Below are 21,990 nucleotides of genomic sequence, written 5' to 3'. Positions count from 1 at the left end.
CCGAGAGGGGAGCACCATGACAACGGTCGGAGAGTTCATGACGACCCGGTTGGTGACGATGGACGGCAATGACACGCTCATCTCAGCCGCGCAGGAGATGCGTGACAGCGCGATTGGCGATGTGGTGGTGACCGATGGCGACAGCGTGGTCGGCATCGTCACGGACCGGGACATCACGGTCCGGGGTGTCGCGGAGAACATGGACCCGGGCTCGACCCGGTTGAACCAGATCACCACTCGCGACGTGATCACGGTGAGTCAGAACGACGATGTCGTGGCCGCCGCGGACCTGATGCGGACGTACGCCGTACGCCGACTTCCGGTGATTGACGACGGGCGCCTGGTCGGCCTGATTTCGATGGGTGACCTCGCGGTCGAGCGCGAACCGCAGTCGGTTCTGGCCGACATCAGCGCCGACGACCCGAACAACTGACCGTCCGCCGCGGGCACGCGCCGGCCCTCCCCCTGGGGAGGGCCGGCGCTGCGGTGTCCCCACCCCCCAATCCTCGGGTTGATCAAGAGGTTCGCGTCACGACACGCCGAAGGCGATGACGCAAAGCTCTTGATCACCGGCGCGGGGCGGGGCGGGGCGGGGCGGGGCGGGGCAGGGCGGGGCGCAGGGCGGGGCGGGGCGGGGCCGGGGGCTGCTCACCCGATTTGGGCGAGGTTGGTTGGGGGAGCGGCGGGGACCCGTGCGGGGACGTGCAACGCCGGCCGTCCGCGCGACGCGAGCGCGGTGGGTGGGATCCCCGGCCCGGCAACTGGGAGGAGTGGACCCGATGGTGGACGCGACCACGAGGTTCTTCGAGGACCTGGACCGGCGGGGGTACGAACCCCTGCTGGCCAAGACCTCCGGGACACTGCGGATCGACCTGCACGAGGGGGCGCAGACCCGGCACTGGCTGCTGAGGATCGATCACGGCCGGCTGAACGTCAGTCAGGAGGACCGGGAGGCCGACACGGTGATCGGCGCGAGCCCGGTCCTCTTCGACGACATCGCCTCCGGGCGCGAGCACGGCCTGGCCGCGCTGTTGCGGGGGGACATGACGGTGACGGGCGACGCTCGTCTCGTCGTCCAGGTGGAGCGGATCTTCCCGGGTTCCCCGGACGCCCGTGGCCCGCGTCGGCGTTTCGCCGGGGAGGTGCAGCACTGATGGGGCAGAGCAACACGGTCCGGATCCTGGACGGCAACACGTTCGTCGTCTGCGAGGACACCGGTGACATCGAGGCGACGCCGAGCGAGCCCACCGGGCTCTTCTCCATCGACACCCGGTTCCTGTCGACCTGGGTGCTGACCGTCAACGGGGAGCGACTCAACTCGCTCTCCTTCGACGACCTGCAGTACTTCGAGTCGCGGTTCTTCCTGGTCCCGGGGATGGCCACGCACTACGTGGACGCGAAGCTGTCGATCATCCGGGAGCGCGCGGTGGGCGGCAGCTTCTGTGAGCAGCTGACCATCCTCAACCACGACGAGAAGCCGGTCGACCTGGAAGTCCGGATGGACGCGGCGTCGGACTTCGCCGACCTGTTCCAGGTCAAGGACGAGATCCTCAACAAGAAGGGCGAGATCTACACCGAGGTCGAGTCGGACCGGCTGCGGTTGGGGTACCGGCGGGGGAACTTCCGGCGGGAGACGGTCATCTCGTCGTCGATGTCGGCCCGGTACGACAGCAAGGGCTTCGCGTACACCGTCCACCTGGAGCCCAACGAGCAGTGGAATGCCTCGATCGACGTCCAGACCCGCGCGGTCGGGCCCGGCGGCCGGGACCTGCGTTTCGGGCTACGCACACACGGCAACGAGCGGCTCGCCCTCCAGCACGACCTGGAGAAGTGGATCGCCGACGCACCCAAGGTCAACAGTGAGCACGGGCGGGTGGCCAGCACGTACCGTCGCAGTCTGATCGACCTGGCGGCGCTGCGCTTCTCGCCGCTGTCGCTGGGCGGCGCCACCCTGCCGGCCGCCGGCCTGCCCTGGTTCATGACCATGTTCGGCCGGGACAGCATCCTCACCTGTCTGCAGACACTGCCGTTCACCCCGCAGTTGTCGAAGACGACGCTGCGCATCCTGGCGTCCCTGCAGGGCAGCCGGTTCGACGACTTCCGGGACGAGGACCCGGGCCGGATCCTGCACGAGATGCGCTACGGCGAGACCGCGGCCTTCGAGGAGCAGCCACACTCGCCGTATTACGGCTCGGTGGACGCGACGCCGCTGTTCATCGTGCTGCTCGACGAGTACGAGCGGTGGAGCGGGGACGTCGCGCTGGTCAAGGAGTTGGAGCAGGAGACCCGGGCGGCATTGAGGTGGATCGACAACTACGCCGACCTGGTCGGCAACGGCTACATCTGGTACGAGCGACGCAACACCGACACCGGCCTGGAGAACCAGTGCTGGAAGGACTCCTGGGACTCGATCTCCTACTCCGACGGCACGCTGCCGCCGTTCCCGCGGGCCACCTGCGAGGTGCAGGGGTACGCGTACGACGCGAAGGTCCGCGCGGCGCGGTTGGCGCGCGAGTTCTGGGGTGACCCGGAGTTCGCCAACCAGTTGGAGCGGGAGGCGGCAGAGCTGAAGGAACGGTTCAACCGGGACTGGTGGGTGGAGGACGGCGAGTACTTCGCCCTCGCCCTGGATCCGGACGGCCGCCAGTGCGACATCCTCAGCTCCAACATCGGCCACCTGCTCTGGAGCGGGATCGTCGCCCCCGAGCGGGCGGAGAAGCTCGCCGCGCACCTGGTCGGGCCGCGGCTCTTCTCCGGTTGGGGGGTCCGCACGCTCGCCGAGGGGGAGACGCGGTACAACCCCATCGGCTACCACAACGGCACGATCTGGCCGTTCGACAACTCGTTCATCGCCTGGGGTCTGCGCCGCTACGGCTTCGCCGAGGAGGCCGCGACCATCGCCAACGGCATCCTGGACGCGGCCACCTACTTCGACGGCCGGTTGCCGGAGGCGTTCGGCGGCTACCCGAGGGAGCTGACCAAGTTCCCGGTGGAGTACCCGACGGCGTGCAGCCCGCAGGCCTGGTCGACGGGCACGCCGCTGTTGCTGCTGCGCACCATGCTCGGTCTTGAGCCGCACGAGGGTCACCTGTCGGTCGAGCCACGGCTGCCGGTGGGCATGGGTCGCATCGAGGTGCTGGACATCCCGGGTCGCTGGGGTCGGGTGGACGCGTTCGCCCGGGGTCGGCTGGACCTGAACAGACTCTCCGACTGACCGACTCGACCGCCGAACCGGCGGTGTCGCGCCGCCCGCGTCGCCGCCGGTTCGCCACCCAGCCGATCCCCAGCCCGGCAGGGTAGATTCTGCGGATGCCGGAGCTCGTGTACCCGCCCGTTATCGCCGCCGCCAAGACCCTGTTCCGGGTCCTCGACCTGAAGATCACCATCGAGGGCGCGCACCACGTACCCCGCACGGGCGGGGCGGTGCTGGCCAGCAACCACGTCAGCTACCTCGACTTCATCTTCGCCGGTCTGGGCGCGAATGCGTCGGGCCGGCTGGTTCGGTTCATGGCCAAGGACTCGGTCTTCACACACAAGATCTCCGGCCCGCTGATGCGAGGGATGCGGCACATTCCGGTGGACCGGCAGGCCGGTGCGGCCTCGTTCCGCGCCGCCGTGGGCGCGCTCAAGCGGGGCGAGGTCGTCGGCGTCTTCCCCGAGGCGACGATCAGCCGGTCGTTCACCGTCAAGGAACTCAAGAGCGGCACGGTCCGGATGGCCCGTTCGGCGAAGGTGCCGGTGCTGCCGGTCGCGTTGTGGGGCACCCAGCGCCTCTGGACCAAGGGTCGCCCGCGCACCCTGACCCGCCGGCACACGCCGATCACCATCCTGATCGGCGAGCCGATCAACCCGGCGGACTTCCCGGACCCGAACGTGTTGGCCGCCGAGCTGACCACCCGGCTCAGCGCCCTCGTCGACCGGGCGCAGCGGGACTATCCGGACACTCCGGCCGGCCCGGAGGACACCTGGTGGCAGCCCGCGCACCTGGGCGGCAGCGCGCCCACGCCGGAAGAGGCAGCCGCTCTGGACACCGCCGCCGAGCAACGCGCCCCCAGCGCCTGACGCCCAGGGCGTGTGTCGAAGTCCTCGCCGGGCCGTTGTCTGGCCCCGCCGCAGGCCGGCCAGGGGCTTCGGCACACGCCTGGTTGGCCGGATCGTTCCGCACCCGGGCAGAATGGTGTCTGCCGGCGCGCACGCCGTCCGACCAGGATCGACGTCATGAGCAGAGCAGCACTCGTCGTGATCGACGTGCAAGAGTCCTTCCGTCAGCGCCCGATCTGGGCGTACGGCTCCAACCCCGACCTGATCCGCCAGGTCGACCGGTTGGTGACGGCCGCCCGGCAGCGCGGAGACCTGGTGGTCTGGGTCCTGCACGCGGAGCCCGGCACGGGCGGGTTGTTCGACCCCGCCCTCGGCCACGTGCGGCTGCTCGACGGGCTGGTGCCCGCCGAGGGTGAGCCGACGCTGGTGAAGACCGCGCACAACGCGTTCACCACCACGAACCTCCAGCAGCTACTCACCCAGGCGGGCAGCACCGACATCACCGTCTGCGGCATCCGCACCGAGCAGTGCGTGGAGACCACCGCCCGGGTCGGCGCGGATCTCGGCTACCGGATGACCTTCGTCAGCGACGCCACGCTTACCTTCCCCATCCCACATCGGGACCTGCCGGAGACCGCCACGGTCGCGGAGATCCTCGCCGACCCGCGCACCCTGACGAACGAGGAGATCGTGACCCGCACCGAGTACGCGCTGGCTGGCCGCTTCGCGACCATCCGCAGCGTGGACGAGGTCGTCGGCGCGGCCCTCGCCGGGGGCTGACGTCGTGACCCGGGTCGTCTTCCTGCTGGTCCCACAGCTGCACCTGCTGGCCCTCGCCGGGCCGGCCCAGGTCTTCTCCAGCGCCGCCGACCTCGGGTACGACTATCAGCTGCACTACGTCGCGGAGCGCGAGCAGGTGCCCACCGTGCAGGGCGTACCGCTGGTCGCCGACACCCGGTGGCCCGAGCTCGCCCCGGACGACCTGCTGATCGTGCCCGGTTGGCGGCCGGCGGCGCACGGGCCGCAGGGGCCGGTGTCGCCCGGCGACCTGCGGCGGCTCGCCGACCACCACGCGGCCGGGGGCACGGTGGCCAGCGTCTGCGCCGGGGCGTACGCGCTCGGGCGGGCCGGGTTGCTCGACGGCCGGCGCTGCACCACCCACCACGAGGTGCAGGACGACCTGGCGCGCCGGCACCCGGCGGCCCAGGTCGTCCGCGACGTGCTGTACGTGGTGGACGACCGGGTGGTCACCTCGGCGGGCATCGCCAGTGGCATCGACGTGGCGTTGCACCTGGTGGCGACCCGGCACGGCCCGGCGACCGCCGCGAAGATCGCCCGCACGCTCGTCGTCTACGCCCGCCGCAACGGGCACGAGCCGCAGGCCAGCGCGCTGATGCGGCACCGCTCACACCTCTCCGACTCGGTGCACCGGGTGCAGGATCTCATCGACAGCCGGTACGCCGAGCCCCTGCCGCTGGCCGAGCTGGCCGCCGCCGGCGGGGTGGCCGAACGGACCCTGACCCGGCTGTTCCGGGCGAGCACCGGCCTCACCCCGCTCGGCTACCAGCAGTTGCTCCGGGTGGAACGGGCCGAGCACCTGATCGGCCACGGCACCACCGTGGAGGCCGCCGCGCGGGCCGTCGGCTTCACCGATGCCCGGATGCTGCGCCGCCTGCGAGCCCGCCCCACGAGGTCGGATCCGGTCTTGAGCGGTAGTAGTCGTCCCGGGAGTGGAACTCCACCGGCAACGAGCCGGGCAGCGTGATCCGGGTGTCGCCGGCGAGCAGACCGGGGCCGGCCCGCAGCAGCAGCACGTCGCGCTCCTGGGCCGAGAGGTCGACCAGTTGTGGACGATTGAGCCGGAACATGGCCACCGCCCGGCGGACCTGCCGGGCCAGCGCCACGACCTCGGCGGCCGCCCCGCTGAGGGCCAACGCCGGCTGCTGAATGGTGCGCAACGCGTCGCAGACGATCAGCAGCTGCGCCGGGGCGTCCTGCTCGGTCGCCGGCAGCTCCAACCGGGACGGCCACTGCCAGCGGATCTGACCGCTCATCAGCCCGTTCAGGCGAGCGGGCGGCCGGGCCCGGTGCGTGCCGTCGGCGACCAGCGACAGCTGCGAGCCGCTGCCCACCCAGCAGATCCGCTGATCGGTGACGGTCACCGCGACCGGCTCGGGCAGCTGCCAACGGCATCGCACCTCACTCGGCCCGAGCAGGTAGCCCGCGACCAGCAGCCGGTGTCGCCCGAGCACCCGCTCACCGGGCCTCGGTCGCAGGTTGTAGCGGCGGTCCAGGGCCGGGCCCACGTCGTCGTCCGGGGCGTCGAACCGGTGGGGACCGATGAAGAAGGGGGACGCGTCGGCGTGCATCGTCACGACCTTCCGGTCAGCTGGGCTGTGTACTGAAGCCTGGCGGACCGGAGCGCCCCTGTCATGACGCCTGTTAGGGGGTCGTCCGGTCGTGTGTCGCCTGTGACCGGTAGATGCCGATCTCCTCCGGGCGGACGAGACCGTCCTCGATCGCACGGGCGAGGAGTGCCGCCTTTGTGGCGGCTGGCCGCCCCGCCCGGGTGTACTTGATCCGCGCCCGGTCGACGTACTGCTTGACGGTGTGCTCGCTGATCTGCATCCGCCGGGCCACCGACGCCTTGGACATCGACTGGAACCAGAGCAGCAGCGCCTCACGCTCCTTGTCGGACAGCATCGGCCGGTCCGGCCGCGGGTCGCCGACCATCGCACCGGCCAGCGCCGGCGGCACGTACGGGCGGTCGCTCGCGGCGGCCAGCACCGTTTCCACGCAGTGTTCCCGGCCCTCGTGCTTGGCCAGGAACGCCACCGCCCCGGCGTCCAGCGCGGCGAGCATCGTCTGCGGGTCGGTGTGCTCCGAATAGACCACCACCCGCCGCCCGGCGGCGCTCAGCTCGGCCAACTTGTCCAACGCCATCCGCCCGTGCAGCCGCAGGTCGAGCAGGACGACGTCGGCGTCCGGCGCCGCCCGCAGCACCTCGTCCGGGTCGTCGCCGGTGGCGAGCACCGTCAGGCGCGGCTCGGTGGCGAGCCAGGCGCGGACCCCCTCGACCACCACCGGGTGGTCGTCGACGATCGCCACCCCGACCGGCCGATCGCCGGTCACCGCCGCCACCGGGTCTGCGCCCATCTGATGTTCCCGTCCCGTTCGTAGAGGTACTGCACCGGCCCCCCGTCGTCGTGCTCGCCGGGTGGCGGGCCGGTCGCCTCCGGCCCCTCCCGGTCCGGGGTGACGAGGCTGACCACCACCTCGTCCGAGCCGGAGACCACGGTCAGCCGTGCCCATCCCCGGGCGTCGGCGAGGGTGCCGGTGAGCGGGTCGGCCAGCTGGCGGCGGACCTCCACCGGCAGCGGGGGCGGGGTGCCGATGGTGACCAGGTCGATCGGTAGGCCGTTGCGTTCCGCCAGGTCGGCGGCGGCTCGCAGCTCGTGCAACAGCGGGTCGGGCACATCGTCGGACTCGGCGATCAGCCGGCGCAGCCGGGCGGCGGCCAGCATGCAGCGGCGCTGCACCTCCGGGTCGTCCGGGTCGGCCTGGCCGGCGGCCAGGTCACCGAGGACCCGCCCGGCCGCCGAGCTGACCAGCGCGAGCCGGTCCCGGCGTTCCCGAAGGCCCCGCTCGGCGGCATCCCGCTCGGCAGCCATCGCGTGGCCGGCGGCCGAGACGGCGGCCCGCTCCCGAGCCAGGCCGACGATGACCGTGCTGCCCACGAAGACCGCCACCGGCAGCGAGAACGTGCCGTAGACGTACATCACGTAGCGGGCCACGTCGGCCGGGTCGGGGCCGTGCCCGAGCACGGCGACCAGGGCGATCAACGCGTGCGTGCTGAGGAGCGCGATCAGCCCCAGGACGCGCCGACCCCACACCGCCAGCACGAAGAACCAGCCGAGGGTGCCCCACACCCAGTTGGCGGCCGTGAACAACTGCCGCTCACCGGCTGCGGCGAAGACCGCCGCATCGACGACCAGCAGCAGCGCGGCCAGCGGCCACGGCGGGAGCGGCGAGCCCTGTAGCAGTCGGACCCCGGCCACCGCGCCGGTCACGGCGACCAGTATCCAGGCGCCGAGCACCACCGTCGGCGCGGCGAGCTCCGCGCGGGCGGACAGCACCGCCGGAAGCGCGATCGCGACGTGCCAGGCCAACGCGATGGCGACGGCGGCGATCCGGGCACCCCGGTCGGACGCGTGCGCGACGGCGGCCGGCGCGCCGAGCGTCGCGGGGGAGACCGGCTCCCGAGGCGTCGGAACGCTCCTCCGGTGCGGTGCCTCCGGAGCGTCGGTGGGGTGCGCCGGGGTGTTCAGGTCAGCCGACACCGGGCCACTCCAGTCGAATCCGGGTGCCGGCGCCGACCGCCGAGTGCACGTCGGCCCGCCCACCGACCGTCGTCATCCGGCCGCAGATCGACTCGCGCAACCCGTACCGGTGCGGGGGGACGGTGGCCAGGTCGAAGCCGGGACCGTCGTCGACGACCTCGACCACGACGCCGATCGCGTCCCGGGTCAGCCGCAGCGTGGCCCCGGCGCCCGGCGCGTGGCGGACCACGTTGGACAGCGCGGCGTAGGCGCTCTCGCTGATCGCGTCGGCCACCCCGACCGGCACCGCGCAGGACGCCAGGTCCAGCCGTACCGCAAGCTCGGGCAGCCGGTCGACCACCGCCCGCAACCGTCCGTCGAGCGGCACCGGGCCGTCGCCGGCCACCGGGCCGCCGTCGGTGAGCGAGACGAGGGTACGCAGGTCGGCCGCGCACCGGTCGCGGAAGACAGTCGAGGGACCGGCCACCGCGCCCAGCCCCACCATGGTCAGCGTCCCGAGCACGGTGTCGTGCAGATCGCGGTTCTGTTGGCGTTCGGCCTCGCGGGCGGCACGCGCGACCAACGCCTCCCGGGTCAGTCGCTGGTGTTCGACGAAGGCGCGGTCCGCCCGGCCGATGCGTCGGCGCATGACCGCCGCCATCATCGCCGTGCAGGCGGTCTGCGCCAGCAGCGTGGCGGCGTGCGCCCGAGCTTCGGTGGGGTTGTCGGCCGCCTGCGCCCCGGTCACGTAGGTGGCAATCACGAGTAGCCCGGCCGGGATCGACCAGCGCGCCGGAGCGGTGGCCTGCGCGTTGATCACCGTGGTGCTGGCCAGCACGGCGATCCAACTCCCCTCGCCGGCTAGCACCTCGGGCGCCACCAGCACGGGAATGAGGAGGCAGGCCAGTGCGGTGACCGCCACGTCACCGGCGACGAGGGCGGGGCCGATGCCGTGGCGCAACGCGCGGTGTGCGTACCAGAGGGACCAGCCGGTCAGCACGCCCACGGCGGGCAGCAACACCGCCTGCTCGACCGGCGGGGTCTGCACCGACACGGCCACCGCTGCGGCGAACAGCCCGCAGCTCAGCCGCAGCAGCGCCGGCAACGTGGTGAAGATGAGGCCCAGGGCGCCGCCGGCAGGATTGTCCAGCGTGGTCGGCGGCACGGTTGGGGTGGCAACGGCCGGCATCGGGAAGTGTCCTTCCGACAACGACCCGGTCCGGGTCCACGCGGCGGTAGATCGACATCGGACAATAGCATGGGCGACGTCACGGGCCGGCCCTTTGTGTGCGGAGTGTCGCTAATGTGTCACTCTGCGCCGCGGGGCTGGAGGAGGCCCATCCGGTCGATCATTGGGGCCAGGCGCTGCGGCCGGCTGGAACCGGGCGGGCCCGTCGTCCGTCTCATCCCCGGGTGGAAAGGTGGTGAGCCGGATGCGTTCGTCCCGGACGGCACTGGCGGTGGCACTGCTCGGCATGGCGCTGAGTGGCTGCGGTGGCACGGACATCGGGCCGGGTGAGGCCGACGGGCCGGCTCAGATCGTCGATGGGTGGACCTCCTGCGCCAAGGACGCGCCACGGGCCGGCGAGACGTTCGCGGTGCCGAACACGCAGACGCCGGCACCGGCCGTGAAAGAGCCGGCGATCGGACGCATCGACCCCGCGTTCACCCCGGTCGCGGCCGTGATCTGCGGGCGGGAGATTCGGCCGGGGCCCAACGGCGGCCAGGAGCAGATCGCTACCGAGCGACGCGCCGAGCAGATCGCACCGCTGCTCAGCGCGCTACGCCTGCCCAGCGAGCAGACCGGCGGGGAGGTCGCCTGCACTCTCGACATGGTCATCCCGCCGTGGTTGGCCCTGCTGGACGACCGGGGACGCTGGCTGCGCCCCCACATCCCGACGGACTCCTGCGGTAAGCCGCGCGCCGAGGTGATCGACGCGTTGGCCGGGCCGCAGTGGACCACTGTGGACACCCGTACCATCCGGCAGATCGAATCCGCAGCGGCCGAGACCGCCGGATGCGCGCAGCAGTGGACGGACATGGTGTGGGTGGAGACCCGGAACGGCAGCGCCCGGCCCGGGTCCGGGCTACCGCCGGCCGCCGGGCCGCTGCGCCTCTGCGTCTACCAGGTGCCCGCGTCGCTCCAGGAGGGCGACAAACCGGCGGGCGACTTCGTGTACGGCGGGCCGCTGCCAGCCGAGCGTCAGGCGGGTGTGCTCCGGGCGCTGTCCAACCGTCGGGCGGTGGCCGACTGCGACATCCCGGCGACGCGCTTCGCGGTGCTGCGCCCGCTCGACGGGGCAGGCCCCGACCGGTACGTGGAACTCGACGGCTGCCGACGGTTCCTGGTCGCGCCAACGACGGGTGGGGCGCAACTCGGCCAGGGCGACGACGCGCTGGCCGCCCTGCTCGGACCCGTCTGAGTCGGCCCGACCGATCCGCGCCACCCGTTGAAGGACCTTCCTGTCGCTACTTCGACAGGGCCCGCTCCAGTTCGCTCTTCGACATCGACGAGCGGCCCTTGATGCCGCGCTGCTTCGCCTCGTTGTACAGCTGCTCCTTGGTACGACCCTGAGCGCCGCTGTGGGAACGCTTACCGCCACGGTGCCCGGACGACACGTCGTTGCGGGAGGACCGGCTCGCCGTCCGGGACTCGCCCGAGCGGGCCCGTTCCTTGTTGACCGTGCGGGCCGCGATCTCCTTCGCCCGGCCAGAGGAGGCGCCGCGCTGCTGCGCACTCTCCTTGATGTGCTCGTACTGTCGTTCTCTCTTCGGGCTTGATCCTGCTGGCATCGGTGCCTCCCACCTCCGCTGTCGAGTGCGGTCCAGACCCGGCTCGCGCTTCTGACTGCCATCGGCACTTCCGAGCCACGGCGTGGTGTTCACGCTGTCTGAGCACGATGCCCCGCCGTCCAGGGGGTCAAACGAGCGCGCCCGGGCCGATCCGGGCTGCACCTTCGGGGAGGCACCACTCGGCGTCGTATAGTTGTCGCCGCAGCCGACGCCTCGGCGTCGGTCAGTCAGCGTCCAGCAGCGGGCGCCCGGGCTCGGTTGGCGAGTCCGTGCGGCGCCCCGTGCTCGCGGTGCGCCATCACCACGCGCGCTGCCGTCGCCTTCCTGCAACTGGTACGCGCCCCGGGCACGAGGACCTTGAAGTCATGGCACAGCAGCCCATTGATCCCAATGCGGCGATCTCCGAACTCGGCCAGATCAAGCTCGGCGAAACCGATCTGTCCGGGGTGTTGACCCAGGTCTCCGAGCTGGCACGGCGCACGATCCCCGGTGCGCAGGAGGTGTCGGTGACATTGCTGAAGCAGGAGAGTGCGCACACCGCCGCGTTCAGCGGTGAGATGGCGCTGCGACTCGACGAACTGCAGTACGAGCATGGTCAGGGTCCGTGTCTGGAGGCGGCCAGAGACGCCGCCGTCGTGTCCGTCCCCAACATGTCCGAAGAGGTCCGCTGGCCCCAGTGGGCGGCCCAAGCCGTGCAGGGCGGAGCTCACAGCTCACTGTCGATCGGGTTCCCGATCCAGGAGTCCGTGCTCGGTGCGCTGAACATCTACGGGGCCGAAGCAGGTGCCTTCGACGACGACGCGGTCACCCTCGCACAGACATTCGCGGGGTACGCCGCCGTCGCCCTCGCCAACGCCCACCTCTACGACGCCACCGCCACCCTGGCCGCACAGATGCAGTTGGCCATGCAGAGCCGGGCCGTCATCGAGCAGGCCAAGGGCATCATCATGGGCGAACGCCGCTGCACCCCCGACGAGGCGTTCGCCGTCCTCGCGAAGGTCTCCCAGGACTCCAACCGCAAACTGCGGGAGGTGGCCGCCGCCCTGGTGGAGAGGGCCACCCGACCGCAGGGTGCCAAGCGTGACCGCGGTGGGTCGGGCAACCTGCCGTAGGTGAAGGACGGCCGCGCCGAGTGGCGGCCGACCGCCCAGCCGGTTATCGTCGAGGTTGGTCAAGCCATGCGCCAATCCTGTTACGGATTTCAACAGGAAGCGTGTGCTCCTATGACTGAGCGATCCTGGTCCTTCCAGAGCCACTTCGACAGTTTCCCGACGGCAGTCAGCCTCGGGCAGGTCACGCCAGCGGCGCTCGCCGGCAGCCAGCGGGACAGCCTTCCTGGTCTCGACTCCTCCGGGCCGTCGTTCCAGGTGACTCGCTACACCGAACCCACGAACCTGTCCGCGACCATCTCGGCCGACCGGATGGTCGTCGCCCCGGTGGGGTACGTGGACATGGACACCGCGCCACGCCTGGCGACTGCCCTGATGAACGCGATCGACAGCCATCCCGAAGTCTGCTGCGACCTGAGCGGCGTCGGCTTCTTCAGCGCCGCGGGTGTGCACGTACTCCTGGTGGCGCACGAGCGGGCGAACCGGGTCGGCTCCCGCTTCTCGATCAGAGGCGCTGCGGGAATCACCCAGCGGGTGCTGCGGATCACCGGGGTGGAGCGCCTGCTCCCGGGCCCCGAACCAGACACCGGTCCAATCGCGCGGCTCGGCTGATCGGCGGTTCAGGACCGACTTCCGCCATGCGGCGGCCACGGCCGGTGGGCACTTTGTGTGCAGCAGGCCCGTGGCGCGCCTACTTGTCGGTGACGTAGGTGCCCCGCTGCGGCACCGTCATCACCAGTCCACGCTCTCGCAGAAGACGTACCGCCGCGCGGACCGTGCCGCGAGCGACGCCGTACTCCTGCTGAAGGGTGGATTCACTCGGGATCGGTCGATTGGGTGGCAGTTCTCCGGTCTCAATCCGCTTGGCGATCACGTCTGCGAGCTGAACGTAGATCGGCGTCGGAGACAGTGGATCGATCATGGACGCAACCTAGGGGACGTCTATAGACGTTCAAACCTTCGGTACGTCTATAGACGTACAGGAACGTACAGCGCTACGGTCATCGTCGACAGGGTGACGCACCGTAGGAGGCCGGATGCGAAGTCCGTTTCGACGACTACCTGCTGTCAGTGGCGCTGACCTTGGCGCGGCGTCACCGTCCGGCATGGAGTTGGAAGCGTTGGCGCTACGTGTGCCGCTGCGGTGCGGATCTGCCCTGCCGGTTCCGGCACCGCATTCCGATCAACCGGAGGCACTGGCCCGGTGAAGACCAATGACGAAGCACGGACCCGTCCTGCCGCTGTGGCTGTGCGAGACATGCGATCGGCCTTGGCCCTGCGCTCCGCGCCGCGATGAGCTGCTGGGCGAGCACGCCGCGACGTCAATCTCGCTGGCCCTCTACATGGGCGCGTGCGTGCTGTCCGCCAGGAAGGACATGAGCTGGGCCCCGCCGGACGCCCTCCGGCGCCGCTTCCTGGGCTGGATGCCGTGACCGCGCTCAACTCCGGCGATGTGGTGCTGATCGGGTCGGCGTGTTCGGTGCAGTTCAGCGGCGACCGAGCGCTCCGGCTCCGGCTCGTCTCAAGCGGCAGCGTCGATCCGTACGACGGCTGGGTGTGGTTGACGGGCTACGTCCTCGACGCGAAGGGCAGAGCTACCGACAAGCGGGAGGTCTTCGTCCAGCGTGCAGGCATCGTGATCGAGCAGAAGCGTCCGGGTTCGCCGCAAGCGGGTCGGAGTGGGGTCCCAGCCTCGTCCCAGGCTCTCGTGAGCTTCGAAGCGCGGCAGTCTGCTCTCCGAGAACTAGGCGGGCCTACCTGCAGAACGGGTTAGCTTGCGGTACGCGGCGCCAGTCTGCCCTTTGTGAGGTCAGAGCTGTTGGACGATCTGGATCGGGTTGCCGTCCGGGTCGGCGGTCCAGGCGATCAGCAGGCGATCGAGCCACCGGTGCGGTGCTGCCAAGGCGGGTGCGCCGCTGTTCGTGAGATCGGCGTACGCGGCGGCGGTGTCGTCGGTCCAGAGGATCACGGCGGCCCGCTGGCCCTGAGGCACGGGGTCGAGCCCGTGATCGTCGCGGGTGGAGGCCACCGAGGCGACGCCGATCTTGTAGCCGTCGAGCACGAGATCGATGTGGATCGGCTCGCCCTCAGCCGGCACCCGGAAGGTCTCGGTGAAGCCGAGACCGGCGTAGAACTCGGCCGCGCGCGGAACGTCCTCAGAGAAAAGGATCACCTGGGGAGTGCGGAACATCGACACGTCCCGACGCTATCAGCGCAGTGGCTTCCCGCTATGCCCGCTGCTGTCGGCCCGGGCTAGAGGCAGATCCAGCAGTAGATGCTGTCTCCGCTCGTGCGTGCTCTGCGGGCGCGGAAGTAGTCGTACCGAACGCCCACAGGAGCCTCTGAGTCGGCTGCCATGCCGCGACTTGTCGGGCGGCCGAGAGGCCATACAACCCGGCTGCGAGGGGAGGCCGGCAGCCGGCGTGATCGTTCGGATCGGGAGCGAAAAGCCGCTGACCTGCGGCGTTTAGGGTGCGCCCGGCAGGATTCGAACCTGCGGCCTTGGGATTAGAAGTCCCCTGCTCTATCCGCTGAGCTACGGGCGCGTGTGGCGTGGATGTCGCGCCCAGAGGGTACCGCCGTCCCACTGCCCGACGGCGAAAAGGGTGCCCGCGTCCACGTTGCCGAGCAGAGTCTCACGTCCGCCGCCTAGCGGGCATCCGGGTTACCGCGGACCGGCCCGGCGGCGGACCGTACCTTTGGCTGGTGTTGCTGGATTCCGACGCCGAGAGCGACGTCGCCTACGAGCTGTGCCAGGTCGTCGGTCGCGCCATCCTGCCGTACCGGTCATCGGGCGACTTCGGTACCGCCTTCTTCTTTCAGGACGGCGACGACCCGGTGGGGGAGTCGCTGCTGACGGCGGCCGACCTGGTGGTCGGTTCGGGGGGTGAGTTGGGGCTGCGGTCGAGCGTCACCGAGCCGGCGGGGGTGGCCCCGGCCGTGATCTCGGAGGGCGAGGTCGTGCCCGGTTGGGCCCGTTTCCCGGGTGACGGGGTCGCGGTGTTGCCGACCGCTGGCCTGCACCGGTACGCCGGCGACGGCGGCTGGCGGTGGCGCGTCCAGCCGGTGCCGGCGGGGATCGCCGCCGGGCCCGAGGTGGTCGCCCGCCTCGGCGCCGAGGCCAGTTCCGCTTTCGTGCTGGCCCATGGGGTACGCGAGGACGGGTCGCGGCCGCTGGAGGTCGCGATCGAGCGGGTGGTCCGCGACGGGGACGCCGTGCTGATCACCACCGAGCTGCCGCCGGGGTACGTCGGCGCGCCGGTCTTCATCGTTCAGGCTGGCGCCGCCGGAGAGGTCTCCCCGTACTGCCTGGGCCTGGTCCTGCCCGGCGTCGGCGAGCATCCGGTGGCGACCTTCGACCGGATCCGTGCCGTCCTTCCGGCGACGCCCGGCGACGTCTGAGCTGCGGCGACGCCCGGCGACGTCTGAGCTGCGACGCCGTCCGGCCTGGTCAGCGGCCCGGCGCCGCCGCCCCCGCCGCGTCGGCCGTCTGCGTGTTGGTCGGCGCGGCGTCAGCTCGGCCCGCGTCGGTCGTTGCGGCATCAGCTAGGACCACGTCAGTCGGTGCAGCGTCAGCCGGGGCCGCATTAGTAGGTGCGGCATCAACTGGGGCCGCGTCTGACCGTGCGGCGTCGGTCGGCGTGGCGTCGGCCGGGGCGGTGGGGCCGGCGGGGAGGAACGCTTCGGCCCAGCGACCCACCTCGTCGAAGACCTTCTTCCGTACGGCGGGGCCGGAGAGCGTGAGGTCGTGCAGCCCGCCGTCGAAGCGGGCCAGTGTGACGTGGCGACCGAGGCGGGGCGCGTAGCGGACCATGTGCTCGACGTCCAGTACGGCGTCGGCCAAGGTCGCGTTGTCGTGCCACTTGGTGCCCCGGAAGGAGCGGGTCGAGCAGGCCAGCAGCACCGGCACCTGGATGTCCAGCCCGGCGCGGAGCCGGCGTTGCCCGGTGCGGATCGCGTTCAGCCAGCCGGCCCGGACCGGGAACCCGGCCAACGGCTTCCATGCCAGGTCATAGGTCCACTCGCCGCGGTGGTCGGAGTGGATGCTCTCGCCGTACACCGTGCCCAGCCCGAACGGGAGGATGCGGTGCGGCGCCCTGCGGCCCAGCCGGGACGCGGCGGCCGCGAGGGGTCGGCGCACCGCCCAGGGTGCGTTCAGGTCGAAGAAGGGGCTGTTGAGCACCAGGCCGTCGATGGTGCCGGTGTCGCGGCGGGCGTCCGCCCAGAGCGAGATGATCAGGCCGCCGGTGGAGTGGCCCATCGCCAGCAGGGTGTCGTGCCCGTCGTCCTTGCGGATGATCTCGGCGGCGGCGTCCAGCTCGGGAAAGTAGTCGCTGATGTCGTGGCAGAAGTTCGGGGTCTGGCCCGGGAGCAGACTGCGACCGTATTTGCGCAGGTCGAGCGCGTAGAAGTCCCAACCTCGCTCGGCGAAGAAGTCGGCCAGGTGAGTTTGGAAGAAGTAGTCGACGAAGCCGTGTACGTAGAGCACGGCCCGCCCGGTGGGGCGCTCGGCCCGCCGCCGGACCACTGTCGCGACAACGGGGCCCTCGTCGTCGGTGCCCAGGTCGATCGTCTGCCGCTCGTACGGCGGCCCCAACACGTCCGGTTCCACGAACGCGACGCTACGCCGCCAACCTACCCAGCGGTAGCCCGCGCCCGGGCGATGCCTGCCCCCGCTCGTTCCGCCCCGCTCGCCCCGCGTTGATCCGCTCGGCCCGCCCCGCGTCGCTCCCCGCCTCCCGCCTCGCTCGCCGCGTCGATCATGGAGTTGTGGGGGCCCGCAAAAGGGGTGGTTACGGATCTAACGCCCACCACAATTCCATGATCGACTGAGCGGCGGCGGGGCGGGCGGAGCGCGGCGTGGGTCAGGCCGTTTCGGCGTCGGCGCGGAGGGCCGGGTCGTCGGACTCGTCGGCCTCCAGCTGCGGCTGGGGGACGTCGCGCAGGTGCTTGTTGTGCCGGGGCTCCTGGCGGGTCTTGGCATCGTTGAGCCGACGCCGCAGGTCGTCACGGACGTCGTTGAGAGCGGCGTGCAGGTCCTCCTCAGCGGAGGTGGTGACGATCTTCTGCCGGCCGGCGATCCAGCACTCCAGGGTGACCTTCTGCCCGCGCGCCTCCCGGTCCTTCACCGACACCTCCAGCTCGGTGGCGTCAGCGTGGAAGCTGGCGAGCCGGGCGTCGAGAGTGGCGAACTGCTCGGCGATCCAGTTGCGGTCGCCCTGGGAGAACCCGGCGCCCACCCGCAGGCACTCAGCCACGGAGGCCGGGTTCGCCACGGCGCTCATCGCTGCGCCTCGGAAGCGTTCGCGGAGCCGATGGTAGTGATCGTCATGGCGCTGACCTCTCGTCGACGTGGAGCTGTCGGTGGTGCGTTGATCAAGTCCTTACCCAGTTCGGGCGGCCTGGGAAACCGTGGACGGCGGGTCGGGCGGGTCGGGCCTACCACATCCGGGCGTGATCAGGGCGTTGTCCACAGGTGGGTTCGTCATCCACAGGCCGGGGTTGGGCGCTCGCGATGGGTGCCCGTAGTGCCGATGCTCGGTGGCGAGTCGACTCGCGCTGGCAGGCCCCGATCCCCCTGGAGGGACGATGTTCGACACTTACGTGACAATCGTCGGCAATGTGCTGACCACGCCCGAGTGGCGGCGTACGACCCAGAGCAACACGCTGGTGGCCAACTTCAAGGTCGCCTCCACCGCCCGCCGACTCGATCGCGACAGCGGCCGGTGGGTCGACGGCAATTCGCTTCGCGTCCGCGTCAACTGCTGGCGCAAACTCGCCGAGGGGGTCGCCGCCTCCGTCATGGTCGGCGATCCGGTGGTGGTCTGCGGGCGGCTCTACACCCGCGACTGGACCGACGACGCCGGTAACCACCGCACGCTCTACGAACTGGAGGCGGTCGCCGTCGGCCACGACCTGTCCCGGGGCCGGGCCCGGTTCCTGCGCAACCGGCCGAGCATGACCACCAGCACCGTGGAGGACGCGGAGGCCGAGAGCCGGGTGCACGGCGAGCCCACCGAACCGGTGCCCGCCGGGCAGGCACCCGTGCTGCCCGACGACCGTCCGCTGGACGACGACTTCGAGCTGCCCGACTACGCCGAGCTGCGAACCAGCCCGTTCGGCAACGTCCCGGACGACGACGACAGCTCCCCGAGCGGCGGGGTCTCCTCGGGCAGTGGGGTCTCCCTGGGCAGTGGGGTCTCCTTGGGCAGTGGGCTTTTCGGTGACGGCGGAGCGCTGCCGAACGACGGGCAGGTCGGGCAGGCCGGGCAGGCCACCGTTCCGCCGGGCCTCGACGACGAGTTGGCCCCACCGCCCGAGGCGGACGACGACAACGCCGACGGTGACCTGGACATCGAGTTGGGGCCGGTGCCCGACGAGGGGCAACCGGAGCCGGCGCAGCCCGGTCGAGGGCGGCGCGGTCGGGGCCGGATCCCGCAGCCAGCCTGACCGAACGGCTCGACCGTCGCGGGTTGGGCGGCGAGCGAACTGGCCGAGATTCCGCGCGGTGCGGCACGACGGGGGCGGGGTGGCGGCGCGACCAGCGTCGTCACCCCGCGTGACGGGCTGTCGGCGGCTGGCCCGCCTGTTCGCTCCACGGGTTCTCGTGGCCGGTGCGGGACCGTGGGTTCGGCTGGTTCACGGGGTGCTCGTCTAGGCTGGCCGGCCGGAGGTGGTGCGGGTGCGACGGACAGCGCCGATGGCGAACGCGGTGGGGCTGCTGGCCGGGTACGCGCTGGACAGGGTGCTCGGCGACCCCCGCCGGTGGCACCCGGTGGCCGGCTTCGGGCAGGCCGCGGGTGCGCTGGAGCGCCGCCTCTACCGCCCAGACCGAACGGCGGGTACGGCGTTCACCGCGCTGGCCGTCGGCGGGCCGGTGTTGCTCGGGGCGGTCGCCGCGGCGGCTACCCGGCACCGGCCGGTGACCCGGGCGCTGCTCGTGGCGGCCGGCACCTGGACCGTGCTGGGCGGCCGCACGCTACGGCACGAGGCGACCATCATGGGTCGTACGCTGCGCGACGGTGACCTGCCCGCTGCCCGGCGACGCCTCGGTCACCTCTGCGGACGGGACCCGTCGACGCTGGGCGAGTCGGAGCTGGCCCGTGCCACCGTCGAGTCGGTCGCGGAGAACACCTCCGACGCGGTCGTCGCTCCGCTGCTCTGGGGTGCGGTCGCCGGCCTGCCCGGGCTGCTGGGCTACCGCGCGGCGAACACCCTCGACGCGATGGTCGGGCACCGGTCGACGCGCTACGCGCGGTTCGGCACCCCGGCCGCTCGACTGGATGACGCGCTCAACCTCGTGCCGTCCCGGCTGACCGGACTGCTCACCATCGCCGTCGCGCCGGTCGCGCACGGGGACCGCCAACGCGCCTGGCAGGTGTGGCGGCGGGACCGCAACGACCACCCGAGCCCCAACGCCGGCCAGTGCGAGGCGGCGATGGCCGGTGCGCTCGGGGTCCGCCTCGGTGGCCGCAACGTCTACTTCGGGCGCTCCGAGGTGCGGCCATTTCTCGGCGACGGTCCCCGCCCGGAGGCGCGGCACCTGAAGCGGGCCGCCCGGATCTCCGGCGCGGTGGGGCTGGCCGCCGTCGGGCTGGCCGCCGCGTACCCGGTGACCCTCGGTCGGCTGGTTGGCGCAGCGAGCAGGCGAGCGCTGATCGGCGCCGTGGGTCGGCGCGGGCTGGCTGGCGTGGCCGGAGGGCGCGGGCTGGGCGGCGTGGCCGGAGCACTCCGGCTGGTCGGCGCCGGCGAGAGCGGGCTACGGGCCGTCGGCAAAGGCGCGGCTGTCGGCACGGGCTGGGCTGTTGGCAAGGGTGGGGCAGGCGGAGTGGACGGGGGCGTCGGGGTGCTGCGGGGGAGCGGGCGGTGAGCGGCGGGCTGCTGGTCGCCGGCACGACGTCCGACGCTGGCAAGAGCGTGCTCACCGCGGGCATCTGCCGTTGGCTGCACCGGCAGGGCGTGAAGGTGGCGCCGTACAAGGCGCAGAACATGTCGAACAACTCCGCGGTGGTCGTCGGGCCGGACGGGCGCGGCGGCGAGATCGGGCGCGCCCAGGCCATGCAGGCCGCGGCGTGCGGGCTCGCACCCGACCTGCGGTTCAACCCGGTGCTGCTGAAGCCGGGCAGCGACCTGGCCAGTCAGGTGGTGCTGCTGGGCGAGGCGGTCGACACGATCACCGCCGGCACCTTCCGGCAGCTGCGTCCCCGGCTCGCCGAGACCGCCTACGGGGCGCTGGCCGAGCTGCGCGAGACGTACGACGTGGTGATCTGCGAGGGCGCCGGCAGCCCCGCGGAGATCAACCTACGGGCCGGCGACTACGTCAACATGGGGCTGGCCCGGCACGCCAACCTGCCCACCATCGTCGTCGGCGACATCGACCGGGGCGGTGTCTTCGCCTCGATGTTCGGCACCGTGGCCCTGCTCGACCCAGCCGACCAGGCGCTGATCGCCGGGTTCGTGATCAACAAGTTCCGGGGCGACCTCGGGTTGCTCCAGCCGGGTCTGGACATGCTGCGCCAGGTCACCGGCCGCCCCACGTACGGGGTGCTGCCCTGGGCACTGGACCTGTGGCTCGACGCGGAGGACTCACTGGCCTACGGCCGGGTGCTCGGCCGGCCCGCCGCCCCGCACGGCAGCGAATGGCTGGATGTGGCCGTCGTCCGCCTACCCCGGATCAGCAACGCCACCGACGTGGAGGCGCTCGCCACCGAGCCGGGGGTCCGGGTACGGCTCACCATCGAACCGGCCGAACTGGCCGCCGCCGACCTGGTCGTCCTACCCGGCTCCAAGTCCACCGTCGCCGACCTCGCGTGGCTGCGTGAAACCGGCCTCGCCGACGCGGTTGCCGCCCACGTGGCGGCCGGCAAGCCCTTGCTCGGCCTCTGCGGTGGTTTCCAGATGCTCGGCCGCGCCATCCATGACCCGGTCGAGAGCCGGCAGGGCAGCGTCCCAGGGCTCGGACTGTTGCCCATCGAGATCACCTTCGATTCGCGCAAGACCGTCCGGCAGTCGGTGGGCGCCGGCCACGGTGGCCTCCCGGTGCGGGGCTACGAGATCCACCACGGGTACGTCTCACACGCCGACCCCAGCCTGACCCCGCTGCTCACGGGCGACGACGGTGTCGGAGAGGGAGTTGTGCTCGGCGCGGTGCACGGCACGCACTGGCACGGGGCGTTCGAGTCCGACGAGTTCCGGCGGTGGTTCCTCACCGAGGCGGCTCGCCTGGCCGGCCGCAGCGGATTTCGGGTCGCACCGGCTACCAGCTTCGCCGCCGCCCGGGAGCGCTCACTCGACCTACTCGGCGACCTGGTCGAGGAACACCTCGACACCGATGCCCTCTGGCGTCTCATCGAAGCCGGCCCGCCCGCGGGCCTGCCCTTCATCCCACCCGGCTCACCGTCCTGACCCGGTCGGGTTCTGGCCCGGTCGCGTCTTGGCCTGGTCGGGTTCTGGCCCGGTCGCGTCTTGGCCTGGTCGGGTTCTGGCCCGGTCGCGTCCTGGCCCGGCCCGCCGTCTTGACCCGGCCGGGTTCTGCTGCGGCCGCGTTCTGGCCCGGCCGCGTTCTGGCCCGGTCGCGTTCTGACGCGCCCGCGTCTTGACCTGGCTCGCCGTTTTGGCCCGGTCACCGTCCGATGGGGAGTGCGCCGGGGGCATGATCGTGCTCGATCCTTGTTGTAGGGGCCTCGTCCACGCGAGGAGGGGCCTGTTTCCTGGATCTAGCGCGATCT

The 21,990-nt window shown here is 71.7% G+C and carries 21 protein-coding genes, 1 tRNA gene and 2 pseudogenes; 14 read left to right on the top strand and 10 right to left on the bottom strand.

The annotated features are described in order from the left end of the window. The first annotated feature begins 16 nt into the window (after positions 1–16). The 6 genes from ACFYL6_RS06545 (at position 17) to ACFYL6_RS06520 (ending at position 5,806) form a co-directional block, all read left to right on the top strand. Positions 17–433, top strand: coding sequence for a CBS domain-containing protein (locus tag ACFYL6_RS06545; protein WP_387168351.1), 417 nt, complete (start codon positions 17–19; stop codon positions 431–433). A 346-nt stretch (positions 434–779) separates the two neighbouring features. Further along, positions 780–1,154 (top strand): SCP2 sterol-binding domain-containing protein, encoded by a 375-nt coding sequence (locus tag ACFYL6_RS06540; protein ID WP_387168348.1) that lies wholly within the window; start codon positions 780–782, stop codon positions 1,152–1,154. Beyond that, positions 1,154–3,214, top strand: coding sequence for a glycogen debranching N-terminal domain-containing protein (locus ACFYL6_RS06535; protein WP_387168345.1), 2,061 nt, complete (start codon positions 1,154–1,156; stop codon positions 3,212–3,214). The genes ACFYL6_RS06540 and ACFYL6_RS06535 overlap by 1 nt, the downstream gene beginning before the upstream one ends. A 95-nt stretch (positions 3,215–3,309) precedes the next feature. Further along, a complete protein-coding gene (locus ACFYL6_RS06530; protein WP_387168342.1) occupies positions 3,310–4,062 on the top strand; it encodes a lysophospholipid acyltransferase family protein in 753 nt (250 codons plus the stop codon). A gap of 156 nt (positions 4,063–4,218) precedes the next feature. Further along, the gene (locus ACFYL6_RS06525) at positions 4,219–4,821 is read left to right on the top strand and encodes an isochorismatase family protein (protein WP_387168339.1); all 603 of its coding nucleotides are present in this window, start codon (positions 4,219–4,221) and stop codon (positions 4,819–4,821) included. A 4-nt stretch (positions 4,822–4,825) separates the two neighbouring features. After that, on the top strand, positions 4,826–5,806 hold the full coding sequence (locus ACFYL6_RS06520) for a GlxA family transcriptional regulator (RefSeq protein WP_387168336.1): 981 nt from the start codon (positions 4,826–4,828) through the stop codon (positions 5,804–5,806). Here ACFYL6_RS06520 and ACFYL6_RS06515 read toward each other — a convergent pair. From ACFYL6_RS06515 to ACFYL6_RS06500, 4 genes are all read right to left on the bottom strand, one after another. Beyond that, positions 5,688–6,410 carry a hypothetical protein gene (locus ACFYL6_RS06515; protein ID WP_387168334.1) on the bottom strand — a complete coding sequence of 241 codons (723 nt, stop codon included), beginning with the start codon at positions 6,408–6,410 and terminating at the stop codon, positions 5,688–5,690. The two genes, ACFYL6_RS06520 and ACFYL6_RS06515, sit on opposite strands and share 119 nt — an antisense overlap. A gap of 73 nt (positions 6,411–6,483) precedes the next feature. After that, positions 6,484–7,197: a response regulator gene (locus ACFYL6_RS06510; protein ID WP_387168331.1), complete on the bottom strand. Its 714-nt coding sequence runs from the start codon at positions 7,195–7,197 to the stop codon at positions 6,484–6,486. Next, positions 7,170–8,381, bottom strand: coding sequence for a hypothetical protein (locus ACFYL6_RS06505; protein WP_387168328.1), 1,212 nt, complete (start codon positions 8,379–8,381; stop codon positions 7,170–7,172). The genes ACFYL6_RS06510 and ACFYL6_RS06505 overlap by 28 nt, the downstream gene beginning before the upstream one ends. Then, complete coding sequence (locus ACFYL6_RS06500) at positions 8,371–9,549, bottom strand: sensor histidine kinase (RefSeq protein WP_387168325.1); 1,179 nt, start codon at positions 9,547–9,549, stop codon at positions 8,371–8,373. Before ACFYL6_RS06500 ends, ACFYL6_RS06505 begins: the two co-directional genes overlap by 11 nt. A 244-nt stretch (positions 9,550–9,793) precedes the next feature. Here ACFYL6_RS06500 and ACFYL6_RS06495 point away from each other — a divergent pair, with 244 nt between their 5' ends. Next, a complete protein-coding gene (locus ACFYL6_RS06495) occupies positions 9,794–10,783 on the top strand; it encodes a hypothetical protein (protein WP_387168322.1) in 990 nt (329 codons plus the stop codon). Positions 10,784–10,829: 46 nt separating this feature from the next. Here ACFYL6_RS06495 and ACFYL6_RS06490 read toward each other — a convergent pair whose 3' ends face one another. Next, positions 10,830–11,153 (bottom strand): plasmid stabilization protein, encoded by a 324-nt coding sequence (locus tag ACFYL6_RS06490; protein WP_091405580.1) that lies wholly within the window; start codon positions 11,151–11,153, stop codon positions 10,830–10,832. Positions 11,154–11,518: 365 nt separating this feature from the next. Between ACFYL6_RS06490 and ACFYL6_RS06485 the strand changes: the two genes are divergently transcribed. Further along, complete coding sequence (locus ACFYL6_RS06485) at positions 11,519–12,265, top strand: GAF and ANTAR domain-containing protein (protein WP_387168319.1); 747 nt, start codon at positions 11,519–11,521, stop codon at positions 12,263–12,265. Between the two features lie 111 nt (positions 12,266–12,376). Further along, positions 12,377–12,874: an STAS domain-containing protein gene (locus ACFYL6_RS06480; RefSeq protein WP_387168316.1), complete on the top strand. Its 498-nt coding sequence runs from the start codon at positions 12,377–12,379 to the stop codon at positions 12,872–12,874. Positions 12,875–12,953: 79 nt separating this feature from the next. On the opposite strand, the gene ACFYL6_RS06475 is transcribed toward ACFYL6_RS06480, so the two are convergent. Continuing rightward, positions 12,954–13,184 (bottom strand): GntR family transcriptional regulator, encoded by a 231-nt coding sequence (locus tag ACFYL6_RS06475; RefSeq protein ID WP_387168313.1) that lies wholly within the window; start codon positions 13,182–13,184, stop codon positions 12,954–12,956. Positions 13,185–13,476: 292 nt separating this feature from the next. Here ACFYL6_RS06475 and ACFYL6_RS06470 point away from each other — a divergent pair, with 292 nt between their 5' ends. Beyond that, the gene (locus ACFYL6_RS06470; RefSeq protein WP_387168310.1) at positions 13,477–13,695 is read left to right on the top strand and encodes a hypothetical protein; all 219 of its coding nucleotides are present in this window, start codon (positions 13,477–13,479) and stop codon (positions 13,693–13,695) included. Between the two features lie 377 nt (positions 13,696–14,072). Here ACFYL6_RS06470 and ACFYL6_RS06465 read toward each other — a convergent pair whose 3' ends face one another. Beyond that, a complete protein-coding gene (locus tag ACFYL6_RS06465) occupies positions 14,073–14,453 on the bottom strand; it encodes a VOC family protein (protein WP_387169497.1) in 381 nt (126 codons plus the stop codon). A 282-nt stretch (positions 14,454–14,735) separates the two neighbouring features. Continuing rightward, positions 14,736–14,808 (bottom strand) — tRNA-Arg (locus ACFYL6_RS06460). Positions 14,809–14,968: 160 nt separating this feature from the next. On the opposite strand from ACFYL6_RS06460, the gene ACFYL6_RS06455 reads away from it, so the two are divergent. Continuing rightward, positions 14,969–15,664 carry a hypothetical protein gene (locus ACFYL6_RS06455; protein ID WP_387168308.1) on the top strand — a complete coding sequence of 232 codons (696 nt, stop codon included), beginning with the start codon at positions 14,969–14,971 and terminating at the stop codon, positions 15,662–15,664. 270 nt (positions 15,665–15,934) lie between these two features. On the opposite strand, the pseudogene ACFYL6_RS06450 reads toward ACFYL6_RS06455, so the two are convergent. Next, positions 15,935–16,874: pseudogene (locus tag ACFYL6_RS06450) on the bottom strand (alpha/beta hydrolase); the annotation flags it as partial. Positions 16,875–17,127: 253 nt separating this feature from the next. Next, a complete protein-coding gene (locus ACFYL6_RS06445) occupies positions 17,128–17,547 on the bottom strand; it encodes an HPF/RaiA family ribosome-associated protein (protein WP_387168305.1) in 420 nt (139 codons plus the stop codon). A 304-nt stretch (positions 17,548–17,851) separates the two neighbouring features. On the opposite strand from ACFYL6_RS06445, the gene ACFYL6_RS06440 reads away from it, so the two are divergent. The 3 genes and pseudogenes from ACFYL6_RS06440 to ACFYL6_RS06430 all read left to right on the top strand — a co-directional run bounded on the left by ACFYL6_RS06440 (position 17,852) and on the right by ACFYL6_RS06430 (position 21,667). Continuing rightward, the gene (locus tag ACFYL6_RS06440; protein ID WP_387168302.1) at positions 17,852–18,712 is read left to right on the top strand and encodes a single-stranded DNA-binding protein; all 861 of its coding nucleotides are present in this window, start codon (positions 17,852–17,854) and stop codon (positions 18,710–18,712) included. Positions 18,713–18,962: 250 nt separating this feature from the next. Then, positions 18,963–19,952: pseudogene (locus ACFYL6_RS06435) on the top strand (cobalamin biosynthesis protein); the annotation flags it as partial. 176 nt (positions 19,953–20,128) lie between these two features. Further along, complete coding sequence (locus tag ACFYL6_RS06430; protein WP_387168299.1) at positions 20,129–21,667, top strand: cobyric acid synthase; 1,539 nt, start codon at positions 20,129–20,131, stop codon at positions 21,665–21,667. Positions 21,668–21,990 lie beyond the last annotated feature (323 nt).

It is taken from the genome of Micromonospora sp. NPDC007208, from assembly GCF_042869175.1.
GTDB classification, from domain to species: Bacteria; Actinomycetota; Actinomycetes; order Mycobacteriales; family Micromonosporaceae; genus Micromonospora; species Micromonospora foliorum.
Note: the sequence above shows the minus strand (reverse complement) of the source record. Positions and strands in the feature narration are given on the sequence as shown.

What these genes read in the sequence shown, in the direction of transcription:
- ACFYL6_RS06545 (WP_387168351.1), top strand. Translation starts at nt 17, where the DNA reads ATGACAACGGTCGGAGAGTTCATGACGACCCGGTTGGTGACGATGGAC.
- ACFYL6_RS06540 (WP_387168348.1), top strand. Translation starts at nt 780, where the DNA reads ATGGTGGACGCGACCACGAGGTTCTTCGAGGACCTGGACCGGCGGGGG.
- ACFYL6_RS06535 (WP_387168345.1), top strand. Translation starts at nt 1,154, where the DNA reads ATGGGGCAGAGCAACACGGTCCGGATCCTGGACGGCAACACGTTCGTC.
- ACFYL6_RS06530 (WP_387168342.1), top strand. Translation starts at nt 3,310, where the DNA reads ATGCCGGAGCTCGTGTACCCGCCCGTTATCGCCGCCGCCAAGACCCTG.
- ACFYL6_RS06525 (WP_387168339.1), top strand. Translation starts at nt 4,219, where the DNA reads ATGAGCAGAGCAGCACTCGTCGTGATCGACGTGCAAGAGTCCTTCCGT.
- ACFYL6_RS06515 (WP_387168334.1), bottom strand. Translation starts at nt 6,410, where the DNA reads ATGCACGCCGACGCGTCCCCCTTCTTCATCGGTCCCCACCGGTTCGAC.
- ACFYL6_RS06510 (WP_387168331.1), bottom strand. Translation starts at nt 7,197, where the DNA reads ATGGGCGCAGACCCGGTGGCGGCGGTGACCGGCGATCGGCCGGTCGGG.
- ACFYL6_RS06500 (WP_387168325.1), bottom strand. Translation starts at nt 9,549, where the DNA reads ATGCCGGCCGTTGCCACCCCAACCGTGCCGCCGACCACGCTGGACAAT.
- ACFYL6_RS06495 (WP_387168322.1), top strand. Translation starts at nt 9,794, where the DNA reads ATGCGTTCGTCCCGGACGGCACTGGCGGTGGCACTGCTCGGCATGGCG.
- ACFYL6_RS06490 (WP_091405580.1), bottom strand. Translation starts at nt 11,153, where the DNA reads ATGCCAGCAGGATCAAGCCCGAAGAGAGAACGACAGTACGAGCACATC.
- ACFYL6_RS06485 (WP_387168319.1), top strand. Translation starts at nt 11,519, where the DNA reads ATGGCACAGCAGCCCATTGATCCCAATGCGGCGATCTCCGAACTCGGC.
- ACFYL6_RS06480 (WP_387168316.1), top strand. Translation starts at nt 12,377, where the DNA reads ATGACTGAGCGATCCTGGTCCTTCCAGAGCCACTTCGACAGTTTCCCG.
- ACFYL6_RS06475 (WP_387168313.1), bottom strand. Translation starts at nt 13,184, where the DNA reads ATGATCGATCCACTGTCTCCGACGCCGATCTACGTTCAGCTCGCAGAC.
- ACFYL6_RS06470 (WP_387168310.1), top strand. Translation starts at nt 13,477, where the DNA reads ATGACGAAGCACGGACCCGTCCTGCCGCTGTGGCTGTGCGAGACATGC.
- ACFYL6_RS06465 (WP_387169497.1), bottom strand. Translation starts at nt 14,453, where the DNA reads ATGTTCCGCACTCCCCAGGTGATCCTTTTCTCTGAGGACGTTCCGCGC.
- ACFYL6_RS06445 (WP_387168305.1), bottom strand. Translation starts at nt 17,547, where the DNA reads ATGAGCGCCGTGGCGAACCCGGCCTCCGTGGCTGAGTGCCTGCGGGTG.
- ACFYL6_RS06440 (WP_387168302.1), top strand. Translation starts at nt 17,852, where the DNA reads ATGTTCGACACTTACGTGACAATCGTCGGCAATGTGCTGACCACGCCC.